The sequence below is a fragment of the Chimaeribacter arupi genome (assembly GCF_002858805.1).
GTDB lineage: Bacteria > Pseudomonadota > Gammaproteobacteria > Enterobacterales > Enterobacteriaceae > Chimaeribacter > Chimaeribacter arupi.
This window is the reverse complement of sequence record NZ_PJZI01000015.1, coordinates 50,259-67,371: the sequence shown is the minus strand read 5'-3', so window position 1 is coordinate 67,371 and position 17,113 is coordinate 50,259. Positions and strand designations below refer to the sequence as shown.

The following is a 17,113-nucleotide window of genomic DNA, read 5'->3' as shown; positions in this document are numbered from 1 at the left end:
GATTAATGAATCACGGTCAGCAGGGGGGTCTGCCCCAGGGTGCGGGCACCCGGCGCGCAGAGCACATCGGTGAAATCGTCGCTGTTACTGACCAGCATGGGGGTGGTGAGGTCATAGCCGGCGGCCGTAATCGCCTGGCGATCAAAGGTTAACAGCAGGTCACCGGCGGCTACCCGGTCGCCCGCCTTAACATGGGCGGTGAAATAGTGACCGTCAAGTTTTACCGTGTCGATGCCGACATGGATCAGGATCTCACTGCCGCCTGCGGAGGCGATGCCGATGGCGTGGCGGGTGGCGAACACTGAGGCGATTTCGCCGTCCACCGGCGAGGTGACGCGCCCCTCCTCCGGCACAATGGCCACGCCCTTCCCCAGCAGGCCGCTGGCGAAGGTTTTGTCCGGCACCTGCTCCAGCGCCACCAGCGCCCCGCTCATCGGGCTGAGCAGCGTCTCACCGCTTGCCGGGGTGCCCGCCGGGGCAGCGGGCGATGCCTCTGCCGGCACGGGCGCGTCAGCGGCGGTGCGCGGCACCCCGAACAGCCGGGTCATCACGGCGGCGAACAGCAGCGCCAGCAGGGAACCGCCCACCCCGGCCCACACGGTGCGGTCGATGCCGCCGGGCGGGATAATCTGTGCGAAGGTGAAGATGCTCGCAAAGCCGAAGGAGAAGGCGTTGGTCTGGTAGAAGCCCATCACGGCACTGCCCAGCGCCCCGCCCAGGCAGCCGAAAATAAACGGCCGCCGGGCGGGCAGTGTCACGCCGTAGACCGCCGGCTCCGTAATGCCGAATAGCGCGGCAGTGAAAGCGGAGCCGGACAGCGCCCGCATTCTGGGTTCACGGCTGAGCAGGAACATGCCGAGTGCCGCCCCCGCCTGCCCCAGCACCGCCGGCACCACCAGCGGCATCAGGGTGTCGTGCCCCAGCACGCTGAGGTTGTTCATCATCAGCGGCACCAGCCCCCAGTGCAGGCCGAAAATCACGCAGACCTGCCAGAGCGCCCCCATCACCGCCCCGGCCAGCCAAGGTGCGAAGATGTAGATCGCCTGGAAGCCGTGCGCCAGTTGCTGGCTCAGCCAGGTGGCCGCAGGGCCAATCAGCAGGAAGGTCAGCGGCACGGTGATCATCAGGCAGAGCAGCGGCGTGCCGAAGTTGCGGATGCTGCTGTGCAGCCGGGGATAGAGCCTTTTTTCCAGCCAACAGCTCACCCAGGCCGCAAACAGGATCGGGATCACCGAGCCGCTGTAGTTGATCAGCGTCACCGGCAGGCCAAGGAAGGTGAACGGGGCCGCATCACCGCTGCTCTCTGCCTGAAAGGCAGCCAGCATCAGCGGGTGCATCAGCGCGCCGCCGATCGCCATCGTGACAAACGGGCTGCCGCCAAATTTTTTCCCGGCGGTATAGCCTAAAATCAGCGGCAGGAAGGTGAACATCGCGTCCCCGGCGGCGAAGAAGATCTGGTAGGTGCCGCTGCTCTCCTCCAGCACCCCGCAGACCAGCGCCAGCGCCAGCAACCCCTTCAGGATGCCGGAGGCGGCCATCAGGCCGATCACCGGCGTGAAGATACCGGAGATCACATCGATAAAGCGGCTGAACAGGTTTTGCCGGGCGCTACCCATGTCCGGTTCTGCCGCGCTGCTCTCCCCCAGCCCCGCCTGCTGCACCAGCGCCTGATAGACGTCGCCCACGTGGTTGCCGATAACCACCTGGAACTGGCCACCGCTCTCCACCACCATAATCACGCCGGGGTGCTGTTTCAGCGCCTCTGCATCCGCCTTTTCGCGCGCCCGCAGCCTGAAGCGCAGCCGGGTGGCGCAATGCATCACGCTGAGGATATTCTCGCGGCCGCCGACCCGGTTGAGGATGTCGCGTGCCGTCTGCTGGTTATCCATTGCCTCTTCTCCTGATAGGGTGACAGGCCGCCGGGGGCAAAAAAAAACCTGAATGCCCCAGGCCGCCTGCCGGCAACCGGGAACATTCAGGTTTTGCCCGCCTGGCGGCGGTAACAATCCTGTGTGCTGAAGGCCGTATGGCCCGGCTCAGCCGGGCAGCAACCGCCCCTCCTTCCGCACCCGCTCAATGTGGATGGTCAGGAACATCAGTTCTTCTTTGGTCAGCGCCTGCTGGTACTGGCCGGCCATATGCTGCTGGATCTTGCCCGCGCAGCGGTACGCCGCCGGATACGTGGTTTTGACGGCGTCATGCAGCGAGAGATCGTCACTCTCCACCACGGTGCGGGCGTGCATCCGCTGGGCAAAAAACTTCAGGTGCGTCACAAAGCGGTGGTAGCTCAGCGACGCTTCGTCATAGTCCAGCGCAAGCTGGTATTTGACGATCTGCAAAATCTCCTGCATCACCTGGGTCACGTGCATCACTTCCGGCATATGGCCGTTGAGCTGGGCATTCACCAGGTGCAGGGCGATGAACCCGGCCTCGTCATCCGGCAACTGCACCTGGAGCCGCCGGGCGATCAACGCCACCGCCTCCCGGCCCAGCGCGAACTCTTTCGGGTAGAGCCGGGCGATTTCCCACAGCAGGCCGTTGCGCAGCGGCGTGCCGAGTTTTTGCCGCTCAATGGCGTGGTAACAGTGGTCGGCCAGTGAGATGCAGAGGCTCTCATGCAGCGTGCCGAGCTTCGCCGCCGCCTGATGGATAATGCAGTCACAGGTGGTCATCACTTCCAGCGGGATATGGCTGAGCAGCTCGCCCAGCCGCGCCGTGAGATCATTGCCCTTGAGGGCGAAAATCTTCTCCACCGCCGACTGGCGGATAGCCTCGCCCACCTGTTTCTGGAAACCGATGCCGCGCCCCATCACCACCTGCTCCTGCCCGTGGCCGTCCAGCACCACCACCACATTGTTATTGAGTATCTTGGCGATCTGCATTGTCATACCCTGAAAACAAAAAAACCCGACCGCCCGGCGTAAGCCGTTCGATCAGGTCTTGCCTGCGGTTGCAGTCACAATCCTACTGCGGTCAACGTATCATATTGATGAATGGCATCAATATGATGAATACAAAAACGTGATGTATCTCTCCCGGCAGCCATAAAAAAACCCGCCGGAGCGGGTTTTTTATCAGCAGCCTTCGAGACTTACTGGGCGAACTTGCGCATCACCAGTGTGGCGTTGGTGCCGCCGAAGCCGAAGCTGTTGGACATGACGGTGTTCAGCGCGCGCTGGGTCGGCTGGGTGATGATGTCCATGCCTGCCGCTTTCTCGTCCAGCTGCTCAATGTTGATGCTTGGGGCGATGAAGCCGTGCTCCAGCATCAGCAGGCTGTAGATCGCTTCCTGCACGCCTGCGGCGCCCAGCGAGTGGCCGGTCATCGCTTTGGTGGCAGAAAGGGCCGGGGTGGTATCACCGAACACTTCACGGATCGCACCCAGCTCTTTCACGTCACCCACCGGGGTGGACGTGCCGTGGACGTTGATGTAGTCAACCGGGGTATCCAGGCCCTGCATCGCCATCTTCATGCAGCGCACCGCGCCTTCACCGGACGGGGCGACCATGTCTGCGCCGTCAGAGGTTGCGCCGTAGCCAACGATCTCTGCGTAGATGTGCGCGCCGCGTGCCAGAGCGTGTTCCAGCTCCTCAACCACCACCATGCCGCCGCCGCCGGCGATAACGAAGCCGTCACGCGCCTGGTCATAGGTACGGGAGGCTTTTTCCGGGCAGTCGTTGTAGCTGGTGGAGAGTGCGCCCATGGCGTCGAACTCACAGGCCATTTCCCAGCACAGCTCTTCGCCGCCGCCGGCAAACACCACGTCCTGTTTGCCGAGCTGGATCATCTCTACCGCGTTGCCGATGCAGTGTGCGGAGGTGGCACAGGCAGAGCTGATGGAGTAGTTCACGCCGCGGATTTTGAACGGGGTGGCGAGGCAGGCAGAGACGCCGGATGCCATCGCTTTGGTCACCATGTACGGGCCAACGCCGCGCAGCCCTTTGGCGCGCATACCGTCAGAACCGGCCACCTGGTTACGCGGGGAGCCGCCGCCGGAACCGGCAATCAGGCCGGTACGTTCGTTGGAAACCATTTCATCCGTCAGGCCGGAATCCTTGATAGCCTCCTGCATGGACAGGTAGGCGTAGACAGAGGCATCACTCATAAAACGCATGATCTTGCGGTCAATCAGGCCGGTGGTATCCAGTTTCACATCGCCCCATACGTGGCTGCGCATACCGGAATCTTTCAGTTCCTGTGAGAAAGTGATTCCTGAACGCCCTTCCTGCAGGGAGGCCAGAACTTCCTGTTTGTTATTACCAATACTTGAGACAATCCCCAGGCCAGTAATCACTGCACGTTTCATGTAATACCTCTTCCACTTTTAAGTCGGGATTTTGCCACGCACTCTAGCGTACAGTTGTACGCCGAACAAGTCCGATCAGCAACAGTCTGCTTATTATATGCAAATTTGCACCGGCGTGATCGCACCGTTAAACTCCCCCGCAACCCTTGAGCCATGAGTATCGCGCGTGAATCATCCCCCAATCCAACCGGCCAGCCTGAGCTGGAATGAACAGGGTACACCTGTTTCGCAACAGTTCGATGACGTCTACTTTTCCAACCAGGACGGGCTGGCGGAAACACGCCATGTTTTTCTGCACAGCAACGGTTTTCCGGCCCGCTTTGCTGACCACCCGCGCCGCCGCTGCATTGTGGCGGAGACCGGTTTCGGCACCGGCCTGAACTTCCTGACGCTGTGGCAGGCCTTTGACCAGTTCCGCCGGGAGAAGCCGGACGCCGCGCTGCAACAGCTGCATTTCATCAGCGTGGAGAAGTTCCCGTTGTCGGCAGAGGATCTGGCGGCTGCCCACGCCCGCTGGCCGGAGCTGGCTGAGTACGCGCAGGCGCTGCGTGCGCAGTGGCCGCTGCCGTTCGCCGGTTGCCACCGGCTGCTGCTGGCCGACGGCGCGGTGACGCTGGATCTCTGGTTCGGGGATGCCAACCAGTGGTTTGCGCAGGCAGACCCGAGCCTGGAAAATCAGGTGGATGCCTGGTTCCTCGATGGGTTCGCGCCCGCCAAAAACCCGGATATGTGGTCAGAGACACTGTTTGGCGCAATGGCACGGCTGGCGCGCCCCGGCGGCACCTTTGCCACCTTTACGGCGGCAGGCTTTGTGCGGCGCGGCCTGCAACAGGCCGGGTTTGCGGTGCAGAAAATCAAAGGGTTCGGCCAGAAGCGCGAAATGCTCGCGGGGGTCATGGGTGAGCAGCCTGCCGCCCCGGCAGCCGCGCCCTGGTATGCCCGCCGGGCGGCAGATAACCCGGCCGACGTGGCGATCATCGGCGGCGGTGTGGCGAGCGCCATGCTGGCGTTGGCGCTGTGGCAGCGCGGCAGCCGCGTCACGCTCTATTGCGCCGAAAGCGAGGCGGCGCACGGGGCATCCGGCAACCGCCAGGGCGCGGTTTACCCGGCGCTGAACGGCTGCCAGGATGCCTTCGAGCAGTTTTTCGCGGCAGCCTTCACCTTCGCCCGCCGCCACTATCAGCAACTGGCGGCGCAGGGCGTGGTATTTGACGCCGGGTGGAGCGGCGTCGGCCAGCTGGCCTATGACGACAAAAGCACCCGCAAAATCGCCGCGCTGCTGGCAGGCGGCTGGCCGGAAGAGCTGGCGCAGCCGCAGGATGTGGAAGAGATGGCGCGCCACAGCGGTGTGGAGACCGGCTGCGGCGGCGTGCGCTACCCGCTCGGCGGCTGGCTCTGCCCGGCACAGCTGACCCGCTCGCTGCTGCGCTGGCTGGGTGAGCGCGGCGTGACGCTGGCGTTCAGCCACCGCTTGCAAAGCCTGACGCCACAGGGCAGTGGCTGGCAGGTGCAGTTCGCCAACGGCCACACGGCGCAGCACGCCACGCTGGTGCTGGCCAACGGCCACCAGCTGACCGACTTTGTGCCGCTGCCCGCCTACCCGGTGCGCGGCCAGGTGTCACATATCCCGACCACCCCGGCGCTCAGCCAATTGCAGCAGGTGCTCTGCTATAACGGCTACCTGACCCCGGCTGACGCCGAAGGCCGGCACTGTATCGGCGCGAGCTATCAGCGCGGCGACACCGACACCGGCTACCGCAGTGAGGAGCAGCAGCAGAACCGCCAGCGGCTGATCGATTGCCTGCCGGAGAGCGACTGGCCGCGCGAGGTAGATGTCTCTGCCGGTGACGCGCGCAGCGGCGTGCGCTGCGCCACCCGCGACCATCTGCCGGTTATCGGGCAGGCACCCGATTTTGAGGCGACGCTGGCCGCCTATGCCGGTTTACCGCGCCAGCTGGCCGCCGGTGCGCCGGTGGCGGACGCGCCGGGTTACGCCAACCTTTACCTGCTCGGTGCACTGGGCGCGCGCGGCCTGAGCACCGCCCCGCTGGCCGCCGAAATCCTGGCAGCGCAGATCCACGGCGAGCCACTGCCCTGTCCGGCGGAGATTCTGGCGGCGCTCAACCCAAACCGGTTCTGGGTCAGGAAGCTGCTGAAGGGCCGCCCGGTGACGGAAGCGGGCTGATCCGGCACCGGGCCTTTGCGCCATGAAAAAGGGCCTCATCATGAGGCCCTTTTCCGTTGCGGACACGGTTCACCCTGTCAGGATTCGATCTTTGCCTGCTGGTAAAGGTTGTCCCACATCGCCTGCACCAGCACCTGATCGCGCGGGGCGAGTTCCCCGGCGTGGATCGCCTTGTTCAGACTGATTTCAACGCGCTGCTTCAGCGCCTGCGGCGTATGTTCGCCGTTCTCTTCGGCTTCCGCCACCGCCAGGGTCAGATGACCGCGCAGGTAACCGCCCGCAAACAGTTCATCGTCACTGGCGCGGTCCACCATGTCATCAATCAGCGCCAGAATACGCGCTTCAAATTCAGCGATCATCACTCTTCCTCATTCATCAATCGGGGCGAATGCTGCGCTCAGAGATCTTCCGGGTAGGGGAAATCGTCGGCGGTCAGCGTTGGCGTATTGTAAAACGAATGTAACGCGTTAATAAAGCGTGCCGGTCGCGCCGGGATGCCTTCCGCCAGCAGATGCAGCACCCGCTCACGCACTTTGCGCTGGAACGCGATGCGATCCGGCTCCACATCGCCGCTCAGATTGTCACAACTGACGTTAAACGGGAAGCCTGCCGCCACGCAGAACATCCACTCCAGCGCCTGCGGCTTGATCTCGACCTGCTCAAATTCAGACTGGGTCTGGGCATCGCGGCCGTCCGGGCAGTACCAGTAACCGAAATCGACCTGCTGGCGGCGCGCCTCCCCGGCGATACACCAGTGGGAGATCTCATGCAGCGCGCTGGCATAGTAGCCGTGGGCAAACTCAATGCGGTGGTAAGGGATCTGATCGTCGGCGGGCAGGTAAATCGGCTCGCCCTCGCCGCGCACCAGCCGGGTGTTGAACTCGTCGCTGAAGCAGTGGTTAAAGATCTCGATCAGCTGCGGGTAGTGGTGGGTGATTTCTGCCTGGGTGGTTTTCATCATGGTCATGTCGTAAAAAGTAAGGGGCCGGAAAAGGCGCTAACCCTACCGGCCGGGTGGAAAAAGGCAAGCCGCACTTTTTCTGAATCTATCAACGCCTGAATCCCTCGGGCGCCGGGGCATTATGCCAGGTGCAGCGCCAGCCAGTGCTGGATTTCCGGGCCGTGATTGTCATACAGCAATTTGCCGCTCATCACCAGCGACACCAGCACAATCATCGGGCGGATCAGCTTCTGACCGCGGGTCAGCACCATGTGCGCGCCGAGCCGTGCGCCGAGCACCTGCCCCACCAGCATCACCAGCCCGATGCCCCAGATGACTTTGCCGCCGAGGATAAACAGCAGCAGGCCACCGGCGTTGGAGGTGAAGTTCAGCACTTTGGCGTGGGCGGTGGCTTTCGCCAGCGTAAAGCCGGAGAGCGTCACGTAGGCCAGCGCATAAAATGACCCGGCCCCCGGCCCGAAGAAGCCGTCATAAAAGCCGACGCAGCCCCCGGCCACCAGCCCGAACGCCAGCCCGGTCAGGCGCTGCGCCCGCTCCTCCTCGCCGAGGCGCGGCGTCAGCAGGAAGTAGAGGCCGATGCCCACCACCAGCAGCGGCAAAATCTGCCGCAGCACGTCGGCACGCATATGCTGCACCATGATCGCCCCGGTCATCGCGCCGATAAAGGTCAGCAGGATGGTGAGCTTCTGCTCGCCCAGGTTCACCGCCCCGCGGCGCACAAAGTAGAGGCTGGCGGAGAACGACCCGCCCACCGACTGCAACTTATTGGTGGCCAGTGCCTGCGCGGGCGGCACGCCCACTGCCAGCAACGCCGGGACGGTCAGCAACCCGCCGCCGCCGGCGATCGAATCAATAAACCCTGCCAGCAGCGCCACGGCAAACAGGATGCCGAGCATCTCCGGCCCGAGAAGAATGCCTTCCATGATTACTCTCCGAAGTGGTTATCCAGCAGCGCCTGACAAGAGGGCGGCAACGGTGGCGGCACGGCTTTGCCCGGCTTGCCGGTGGACGGTTTCGGCGGCAGGAACCAGCTTTCCAGCTCGGCGCCGCAGCCGTCACCCGGCGGTGGCGGGGCCTGGTCCTGGCATTCGAGGCTGTCCGGCGGGCAGTAAAGCCGCACGTGCATATGGGCGCGGTGGGCAAACCACGGGCGCACCTTGTTCAGCCAGGCGCGGTCACTGCCTGCGTCGGCGCACAACTGTTTTTTGATGGCGGCGTTGACGAAAATGCGCGCCACCTGATTATCTTCCGCCGCCATCTTGATCAGCTGCGCAACCTGCGGCTGCCAGTGGCGGCGTACCACCTGCTTGCCGTCCACAGCGACCAGATCGATCGGCTGTGGTTTCAGCAACTGTTGCGGCGTCCAGCGTTGGGTGGGCAGTTGCAGCCAGATATCAACGTCCAGCCCTGACTGGTGGCTGGCATGGCCGCTGCTGAACCGGCCACCGGCCGCCATGCCCATGTCGCCAATCAGTACCGTGCCCAGCCCGCGCCGGTGCGCCTGGTTGCTCAGGCGGCCGATGAAGTCCAGCAGGTGCGGGTGGCCGAAGTAGCGGCGCTGGTCCGGCCGCATCACCTGATAATCGGGTGACTGCAACGGCAGCGGCCGCGCGCCGACGATACAGCCGTTGGCATAACTGCCGATCGACTGCGGCGATCCGGCCACCGGGTGGGTCAGTTGCTGCCACGGCGTCAACGCCGCAGCAGGCAGCGCCGTGACCAGCGCCAGGCCGCCGAGTAGTGCGGCAAGAAGGGGCTTGCTCATCGTGTTACCAACGTGGGACAGAAGTCGTGACATCCGCGCACTGCGCACGCTGGCGCAGCAGGTGGTCCATCAGCACAATCGCCATCATCGCCTCGGCGATCGGCACCGCCCGGATGCCGACGCACGGATCGTGGCGGCCGCGGGTCACCATCTCCACCGCCTCGCCCTGCCGGTTAATGGTGCGGCCCGGCACCATGATGCTGGAGGTCGGTTTCAGCGCCAGGTGCGCAATCACCGGCTGGCCGCTGCTGATGCCGCCCAGCACGCCGCCTGCGTGGTTGCTCTGGAAGCCGTCCGGGGTGATCTCGTCACGGTTTTCGCTGCCGCGTTTGGTCACCACCTCAAAGCCGTCGCCAATCTCCACGCCTTTGACCGCATTGATACTCATCAGCGCGTGCGCCAGGTCGGCATCAATCCGGTCGAACACCGGCTCGCCCAGCCCGGCCGGGACGTTCTCCGCCACCACCGTGACTTTGGCCCCGATGGAGTCGCCCTCTTTTTTCAGCGCGCGCATCAGTTCATCCAGCGCCTCCAGCTTAGACGGGTCGGGGCAGAAGAACGGGTTCTGCTCTACCTGATCCCATTCCTTCAGCTCACAGCAGATGTCGCCCATCTGCGCCAGATAGCCGCGCACCTGCACGCCGTGCTTCATCTGCAGGTATTTTTTGGCGATCGCCCCGGCCGCCACGCGCATGGCGGTTTCCCGCGCCGAAGAGCGGCCGCCGCCGCGGTAGTCGCGCTGGCCATATTTCTGTTCGTAGGTGTAATCAGCATGGCCGGGACGGAACACGTCTTTGATCGCGCTGTAGTCCTGCGAGCGCTGGTCGGTATTTTCGATCAGCAGGCCGATGCTGGTGCCGGTGGTCACGCCCTCGAACACGCCGGAGAGGATTTTGACCTGATCCGGCTCGCGGCGCTGGGTGGTGTAGCGGGAGGTGCCGGGGCGGCGGCGGTCCAGATCGTGCTGGAGGTCAGCCTCGGTGAGAGGAATGCCGGGCGGCACCCCGTCGATAATGCAGCCCAGCGCGAGGCCGTGGGATTCACCAAAGGTGGTGACGCGGAAAAATTGCCCAATACTGTTCCCTGCCATCACGGCTCCTTACCGTTGTCTTGGTTATCTGAATGCTTGAAAGTGGCCGCGCCGGGTAAAGGTGCCCGGCGCGGCAGGCCCGTGGTTACGAGCGGTACATGGCGAAGTGCGCGTGGCAATCCAGCAGTTGCTGGCGGGTCAGCATAAAGACGCCGTCGCCGCCGTTGTCAAACTCCAGCCAGGTGAACGGGATATCCGGGTACTGATCCATCAGGTGCACCATGCTGTTGCCGACTTCGCAAATCAGCACGCCCTGCTCGCTCAGGTAGTCCGGCGCGCAGGCCAGGATGCGGCGCACCAGCTTCAGGCCGTCACTGCCCGCGGCCAGGCCAAGCTCCGGCTCAAAGCGGAATTCGTCCGGCAGGTCGGCCATGTCCTCTTCATCCACATACGGCGGGTTGGTGACGATCAGGTCATACTGCAGCGCCGGCAGGGCGCGGAACAGGTCAGAGCGGATCGGCGTCACCTGGTTCTCCACGCCGTGCTCCTGGATGTTGCGCTCCGTCACTGCCAGCACGTCTTCGGAGATGTCCACCGCGTCCACTTCCGCCTCCGGGAAGGCGTAGCCGCAGGCGATGGCGATGCAGCCGCTGCCGGTGCACATGTCGAGGATATGGCGCGGGGAGTCGGTAATCAGGCCACTGAAACGGTTGTCGATAAGCTCGCCAATCGGCGAACGCGGCACCAGTACCCGCTCATCCACATAGAATTCCAGGCCGCAGAACCAGGCTTTGTTGGTGAGGTAAGCCACCGGCACGCGCTCATTCACGCGGCGGATCACCCGCTCAACAATGCGCTGGCGCTCGCTGGAAGTCAGGCGCGCGGTGTGCATGTCCGCCGGGATGTCCATCGGCAGGTAGAGGCTCGGCAGCACCAGCTGCACTGCTTCATCCCAGGCGTTATCGGTGCCGTGGCCGTAGTAAATGTTAGCCGCGTTGAAGCGGCTGACGGCCCAGCGCAGCATATCCTGAATGGTATGCAGCTCACTGACGGCTTCGTCGACGAAAATCTTGTCCAAGGTGTTCTCCCACGCTGCGGCGGGCGTGTGCCGCCGCCTTACAAAATGCCGTCTAGTGTGCCATGAAGCCGGCGACAAATCAGCAGCTATAGTCACAGTGGCGGGAGAGCGAAGCGGCAGGCCGGACTTTTTATGCCGGAATAGGTAAACTAGGGTTAACTTTTTTATCACACTCTTTCGCGACGACCACCCGCATGAAAAAACGATATCCGCTCAGCAGTGAGGAGCAGCAGCTGTTCCGTGAGTCCCTGGCGGGCACCAAACGGCTGCACCATGACACCAAAGTGCACCCGAAACCCCGCCCGAAAGTGAAGGCCATCGCCCCGAAGCGGCTGATGCAGGAGCAAATCGACGCGACCTACTATTTCTCAGATGAGTTCCAGCCATTGCTGGAGAGTGACGGCCCGATGCGTTATGTGCGGCCGGGGGTTGATCATTTTGAGGCGAAGAAATTGCGGCGCGGCGACTATTCCCCGGAGCTGTTCCTTGACCTGCACGGGTTGACGCAGCATGAGGCGAAGCAGGAGCTGGGGGCATTGATTGCCGCCTGCCGGCGGGAGCATGTGCACTGCGCCTGCGTGATGCATGGGCACGGCAAACATATCCTGAAACAGCAGACGCCGCTGTGGCTGGCACAGCACCCGGATGTGCTGGCCTTCCATCAGGCACCGAAAGCGTTCGGCGGCGATGCGGCGTTGCTGGTGTTGGTAGAGCTGGCGGAGTAACCGCGGCCGGGCGAACCGGCCGGGAAATCAGGCTTTGGCCAGCACCTGCGCGGGGCTGAGCTGCCAGTCAAAGGTGCCTTTGCCGCTGGCGGCGTCCAGCGTGATGCCTGCAATGGCCGAGGTGGCAAACATCGGCGGGCATTCGCCGGGGCAAAGCTCTGCCACCAGATAGCCGACCAGCGGCAGGTGGGAGACCACCAGCACCGCAGAGACGCCCTCTTTCGCCAGCGCCTGTAAATAGCAGGCCACCAGCGCCGCATCACCGCCCGGCGTCAGTTCGGGCAGCACTTCTTCCCCGTCCGGCAGCCGCAGTGCGCTGCGCAACGTCGCCAGCGTCTGCTCAGCACGCAGATAGGGGCTGACCAGCACCCGGTCAATGTCCAGTGGTTTGGCATTGAGCCACACCGCCATCTGATGGGACTCATCACGGCCACACTGGGTAAGCGGCCTTACCGAATCGCTGGCGGCCTCAAGGGCGGCCTCACCGTGACGCATAATCAAAACTTGCATATTGCACCGTTTTTGTTGACAAAATAACGCCATACAGAAACGCGTCGCGTGCTGTATCGCTGACTTCCCCCAGCCTCCCTGGGGCAACCTGATAACGATAACGCGCCGTCTCTCTCTTATGGCGGCCGGGCATTTTGCCTGAAAGTTCTCACAAAGAAAATGCTGTTTTTTAGAGCAAACCGGGCCAGCGCCCCGCAATACTGGTTACTTAACCAGCAATTCAATATCTTATTGAATGCCGTAACCTCTCGAAAAGTTTTGTAAAATTCCGCGCTGTTTTTCATCGCGCCTCTTTTTACGGTAGTCGGCTGCTCATAACGTGTACAGCCTGAGGCCAGCCGTCGCACCCAGTCAGTGATCTGCATCACGGAATGCGGTGAAATACCCGGTAAAACGCTGAATTTCCGTCACGGCGACCGCGCCGCCGTGACGTTTCCGGCCGTGTTTATCCCTCAACGGGATAGAAGCGCTGCTGCGCCTCTGCCATCAATACCAGCTGTTCACAGGGGGCGAAACGCTCACCGAAGCGCGCCTCCAGCGTCCGCAGGCGGCTCACGGCCTCGGCCGCCCCCAGCCGGTCAAGGTAGCGGAACGGGCCGCCGAGGAACGGCGGGAAACCGATGCCGAATACCGCGCCGACGTCGCCGTCACGCGCGCTGTGGATCACCTGCTCATCCAGGCAGCGCACCGCTTCGTTCAGCATCATCATCACGCAGCGCTCGGCCAGTTGCGGCTCGGTCAGCCCCGGCTTCGGCGTAATGCCCAACAGGGTATAGAGCGACGGATCGGGCTTTTTGCTTTTGCCCCGCCCGGCATAGAGGTAGAACCCGCGGCCGTTTTTGCGCCCTTTGCGGCCATCTTTCAGCACGGCATCAAACGCCTCCGGCGCGGCAAAGCGCGGCCCCAGTTCACGCACCAGCACCGGGATAATTTTGGTGCCGACATCGATCCCGACTTCGTCCAGCAGCATGATCGGCCCGACCGGGAAGCCATACTTCACCAGCGCCCGGTCAATGCGCTCCATCGGCTCGCCTTCCAGCAGGCAGCGCGCCGCTTCATTAATATAGGGCGCGAGGATGCGGTTAACGTAAAACCCGGCGCGGTCAGCCACCACAATTGCGGTTTTGCCCTGCTGTTGCGCCAGCCGCACCGTGGTGGCGAGCGTGCGCGCATCGGTGCCGGCGTGGGGGATCACCTCCACCAGCGGCATTTTCTCGACCGGGCTGAAGTAATGCAGCCCGATCACCTGATGCGGGCGCTGCGCCTGCGCGGCAATCTGCGCAATCGGCAGCGACGAAGTGTTGGAGGCGAAAATGGTGTGCGGCGCAGCGTGCTGCTCCACCTCGGCCACCATCTGCTGCTTCAGCGCCAGATCCTCAAACACCGCCTCGACAACCAGATCAACCTGGCCGAAGCCCTGATAGTCCGTGGTGCCGGTGATCAGCTGCATCTGCCGGTTACGTTGCGCGGCGGTGATCCGTTTGCGTTTCACCTGTTTGCCCAGCGTCTCCCAGGTGGTTCTCAGCGCGTGGCCGATCCCCTCCTGGCTGATGTCTTTTATCCGCACCGGCAGCCCGGCACGGGTGGCCGTCACGCAGGCGATGCCGCCGCCCATCAGCCCGCCGCCCAACACCCCGACACGCGCCACCGGGGCCGGCTCCGCCTCGCTGCCGCGCGCTTTTTTCAGGGCAGTGGAGGCGAAAAACAGGCTGCGCAGCGCGGCGGACTCCGGCGTCATCGCCAGTTCACCAAACGCCCGCGCCTCGGCCGGATAACCGCTGCTGCTGCCCTCGTCCAGCCCTTTGCGCACCACCGCCAGCACCCGCTCCGGGGCCGGGTAGTTGCCGTGGGTTTTCGCCAGGGTTTTCTTGCGCACCAATGGGAACAGCACCGCCTTGCCGAGCGGGCCGCCCATCAGCCGCTCCTGCCACGGCAGCGGGCGCGAGGGCCGCCAGCCGCGTTTCACCAGCGCCGCTGCGCTCTCCAGCAGAATCGACACCGGCACTGCCTCATCCACCAGCCCCATTTTCAACGCCTGACGCGCCCGCAGGTGGCGGCCGGTGAGGATCATATCCAAGGCCTTGCTGACGCCCACCAGCCGCGGCAGCCGCTGGGTGCCGCCTGAGCCGGGCAGCAGGCCGAGCTGCACTTCCGGCAGGCCGAGCCGGGTGTTGTCTTCCAGCGAACAGACGCGGTAATGGCACGCCAGCGCCAGCTCCAGCCCGCCGCCCAGACAGGCCCCGTTGATCGCGGCGGCCACCGGCACCGGGAACCCGGCCACCTGCGCCATGGCCATCTGCCCTTTTTTCGCCAGCCGGGTCGCTTCCCCGGCGGTGTGGCAGGCGGCGATCATGCTGATGTCCGCCCCGGCAATAAAGGAGTCGGGTTTGCCGGAGATGATCACCAGCCCCTGCAACCCCGGCTGGGCCTGCGCCTGTTTCAGCACCAGCGCCAGTTGTTCGGCAAACTCCGCCTTCAGGGTATTCATTTTTTCACCCGGCACATCCAGGGTGATCACCCCCACCCCATCGGGCCGTAATTCAAAGCGGAACGCCGCATCCGGCGGCAGGGCGGCAACCTGCTCTTCCGGCGGCCGGGCCGCTGCGTTGTCAAAACTCATGATGCCACCTCCAGGATCATCGCCGCGCCGAGGCCACCGGCGGCACAGGCGGTGGTCAGGCCAAACCGGCCGCCGCGGCGGCGCAGCTCATGCAATGTCTGGGTGATCATCCGCGCGCCGGTGGCGGCAAACGGGTGGCCGTAGGCAATTGAGCCGCCCAGCACGTTGAATTTTTGCGGGTCCACCTCGCCGATTGGCTGCGGCCGGTTCAGTTTGTCACGGGCAAAATCGGGGCTGGCGAACATCTTCAGGTTCGCCAGCGTCTGGGCAGCGAACGCCTCATGCATATCCACCAGATCCAGCTCGCCGAGCGTTAACCCGGCGCGTTCCAGCGCCAGCGGCGTGGCGTAGGCCGGGCCGAGCAGCATATCTTCCCAGACGTCGGTGGCGGTAAACGCATAGCTGCGCAGGTAGCCCAGCGGCACCATGCCCAGTTCCGCCGCGCGGGATTCCGTCATCATCAGCACGGCGGCGGCCCCGTCAGTGAGCGGCGTGCTGTTGGCGGCAGTGACGCTGCCGTGCCGCCGGTCAAACGCCGGGCGCAGTTTGGCGTAGTGCGCCAGCTGGGAATCCTGGCGGATGTTGTTGTCCTGCTCCAGCCGGGTGCGGTAGGGCGGCAGGTGCGCGGCCATCACCTGCTGTTGCAGGTGGCCCGCTTTCCAGGCTTGTGCCGCCAGCTGGTGCGACCGGTGCGCCAGCGCGTCCTGATCCTCACGGCTGATGTGGTGGCTTTTCGCCATCTGTTCGGCGGTGTCGCCCATGCGCAGGCCGGTGGAATACTCCGCCACGGCAGGCGGCACCGGCAGCAGGTCACGCGGGCGCAGGCGGCTGAAGAGTTTCAGGCGCTGTGACAGGGTGCGCGCTTTGTTGGCATCCACCAGCGTGCGCGCCAGCGTTTTACTGACGCCAATCGGCAGCACCGAGGAGGAGTCCGCCCCACCGGCGATGCCGACGCGCACCGTGCCGGCCATGATGCTTTCCGCCACATTCGCCACGGCCTGGAAGCTGGTGGCGCAGGCGCGTGACACGCTGTAGGCATCGGTCTGCACATCCATCCCGGTGCCGAGCACGATTTCGCGGGCAATGTTGGGCGCTTCCGGCATCTGCACCACCTGGCCGAACACCAATTGGTCAATCACCTGCGGGTCCAGGCCGCTGCGCGCCAGCAGTTCGCTGACCACCATTTTGCCGAGATCCACCGCCGGGATGCCGTGGTACGCCGTGGCCTGTTTGGCAAATGGCGTGCGCAACCCATCCACAATCGCAATGCGATCGCCGCTGCGGGTGATAAGCGGTAACACCTTGTCCATAGCTGCTCCTGAAAGCGGGATAATACGCGTCTGCCGTTAACAGGTCAGACCTCACAGGGGTTATTTTTAACCAAATGTTTACACGCCGCAAACCGCAACCGGCTGAAAGTGGGAGCCTGAACACCTTTTGCCCTGAGAAAAGCGCCGTTTACCCGGCCGCAATCCCCGGCTGCGGGGCCTGGGCAACAGGCAAAAAAATCCCCCGCCGGGGCGAGGGAGAGGATGCAGCAAAACAGTGGGATCAGCGCAGGCCGAGCTGGAAGATCAGGGTTTCCGCCTGGCAGGCGAAGGTGAATTCCGCGTCGAGGCGCACGCCCTCACCTTCCGGTGTGATCTGGCTGCTGATTTGGCAGGGGTCAGACTCCACGTTGCGCGCTTTTTCAGTCAGCGTCGCCAGCATCGCCTCAGCGGCGGCGCGGTCAGCAAACGCCTGGCTGTAAGAGGCGGTGCAGTCGCTGTTATCCATGATGGTACCGACATCAACACAGCAGCAGGCAGCGGTTTCCTGGGCATTACACGTCTTAATAGCATCGGACATAGTGTGCTCCTTGGCAGGATATAAAAGGGAAAGTGACAAGATAGGTAAGATTTTACGCCTGCGGCGGTGGATGCACTAGCACTTA

General features: G+C 63.7%; 15 protein-coding genes. 2 read left to right on the top strand and 13 right to left on the bottom strand.

The window, feature by feature from the left end; all coding sequences use genetic code 11:
* Positions 1-2 precede the first annotated feature (2 nt).
* From bglF to fabB, 3 genes are all read right to left on the bottom strand, one after another.
* Positions 3-1,889 carry a PTS beta-glucoside transporter subunit IIABC gene (gene bglF / locus CYR52_RS10810; RefSeq protein ID WP_101828555.1) on the bottom strand — a complete coding sequence of 629 codons (1,887 nt, stop codon included), beginning with the start codon at positions 1,887-1,889 and terminating at the stop codon, positions 3-5.
* Between the two features lie 147 nt (positions 1,890-2,036).
* Positions 2,037-2,882, bottom strand: coding sequence for a BglG family transcription antiterminator LicT (gene licT / locus CYR52_RS10805; protein ID WP_072930617.1), 846 nt, complete (start codon positions 2,880-2,882; stop codon positions 2,037-2,039).
* Between the two features lie 209 nt (positions 2,883-3,091).
* Positions 3,092-4,306 (bottom strand): beta-ketoacyl-ACP synthase I, encoded by a 1,215-nt coding sequence (gene fabB, locus CYR52_RS10800; protein WP_072930619.1) that lies wholly within the window; start codon positions 4,304-4,306, stop codon positions 3,092-3,094.
* A 166-nt stretch (positions 4,307-4,472) separates the two neighbouring features.
* Between fabB and mnmC the strand changes: the two genes are divergently transcribed.
* Positions 4,473-6,491: a bifunctional tRNA (5-methylaminomethyl-2-thiouridine)(34)-methyltransferase MnmC2/FAD-dependent 5-carboxymethylaminomethyl-2-thiouridine(34) oxidoreductase MnmC1 gene (gene mnmC, locus CYR52_RS10795; protein ID WP_101828554.1), complete on the top strand. Its 2,019-nt coding sequence runs from the start codon at positions 4,473-4,475 to the stop codon at positions 6,489-6,491.
* 77 nt (positions 6,492-6,568) lie between these two features.
* Here the strand turns inward: mnmC and CYR52_RS10790 are convergent, their stop codons facing one another.
* From CYR52_RS10790 to prmB, 6 genes are all read right to left on the bottom strand, one after another.
* The gene (locus tag CYR52_RS10790) at positions 6,569-6,850 is read right to left on the bottom strand and encodes a YfcL family protein (RefSeq protein ID WP_072930623.1); all 282 of its coding nucleotides are present in this window, start codon (positions 6,848-6,850) and stop codon (positions 6,569-6,571) included.
* Between the two features lie 38 nt (positions 6,851-6,888).
* Entirely contained in the window at positions 6,889-7,458 is a 570-nt protein-coding gene (locus CYR52_RS10785) for an elongation factor P hydroxylase (RefSeq protein WP_101828553.1), read from the bottom strand.
* A 113-nt stretch (positions 7,459-7,571) separates the two neighbouring features.
* Positions 7,572-8,375: a sulfite exporter TauE/SafE family protein gene (locus CYR52_RS10780; protein WP_072930627.1), complete on the bottom strand. Its 804-nt coding sequence runs from the start codon at positions 8,373-8,375 to the stop codon at positions 7,572-7,574.
* A 2-nt stretch (positions 8,376-8,377) separates the two neighbouring features.
* A complete protein-coding gene (mepA, locus tag CYR52_RS10775) occupies positions 8,378-9,217 on the bottom strand; it encodes a penicillin-insensitive murein endopeptidase (protein WP_072930630.1) in 840 nt (279 codons plus the stop codon).
* Between the two features lie 4 nt (positions 9,218-9,221).
* Entirely contained in the window at positions 9,222-10,307 is a 1,086-nt protein-coding gene (gene aroC / locus CYR52_RS10770; RefSeq protein ID WP_101828552.1) for a chorismate synthase, read from the bottom strand.
* An 85-nt stretch (positions 10,308-10,392) separates the two neighbouring features.
* Complete coding sequence (gene prmB, locus CYR52_RS10765; protein ID WP_101828551.1) at positions 10,393-11,325, bottom strand: 50S ribosomal protein L3 N(5)-glutamine methyltransferase; 933 nt, start codon at positions 11,323-11,325, stop codon at positions 10,393-10,395.
* Between the two features lie 194 nt (positions 11,326-11,519).
* On the opposite strand from prmB, the gene smrB reads away from it, so the two are divergent.
* On the top strand, positions 11,520-12,050 hold the full coding sequence (gene smrB, locus CYR52_RS10760; RefSeq protein ID WP_072930647.1) for an endonuclease SmrB: 531 nt from the start codon (positions 11,520-11,522) through the stop codon (positions 12,048-12,050).
* 27 nt (positions 12,051-12,077) lie between these two features.
* On the opposite strand, the gene sixA is transcribed toward smrB, so the two are convergent.
* The 4 genes from sixA to CYR52_RS10740 all read right to left on the bottom strand — a co-directional run bounded on the left by sixA (position 12,078) and on the right by CYR52_RS10740 (position 17,028).
* Positions 12,078-12,560, bottom strand: coding sequence for a phosphohistidine phosphatase SixA (gene sixA, locus CYR52_RS10755; protein WP_072930649.1), 483 nt, complete (start codon positions 12,558-12,560; stop codon positions 12,078-12,080).
* Between the two features lie 445 nt (positions 12,561-13,005).
* Positions 13,006-15,180, bottom strand: coding sequence for a fatty acid oxidation complex subunit alpha FadJ (fadJ, locus tag CYR52_RS10750; RefSeq protein WP_101828550.1), 2,175 nt, complete (start codon positions 15,178-15,180; stop codon positions 13,006-13,008).
* The gene (gene fadI / locus CYR52_RS10745) at positions 15,177-16,490 is read right to left on the bottom strand and encodes an acetyl-CoA C-acyltransferase FadI (RefSeq protein WP_072930653.1); all 1,314 of its coding nucleotides are present in this window, start codon (positions 16,488-16,490) and stop codon (positions 15,177-15,179) included. Before fadI ends, fadJ begins: the two co-directional genes overlap by 4 nt.
* A gap of 241 nt (positions 16,491-16,731) precedes the next feature.
* Entirely contained in the window at positions 16,732-17,028 is a 297-nt protein-coding gene (locus CYR52_RS10740; protein WP_072930655.1) for a YfcZ/YiiS family protein, read from the bottom strand.
* Between the last annotated feature and the right edge of the window lie 85 nt (positions 17,029-17,113).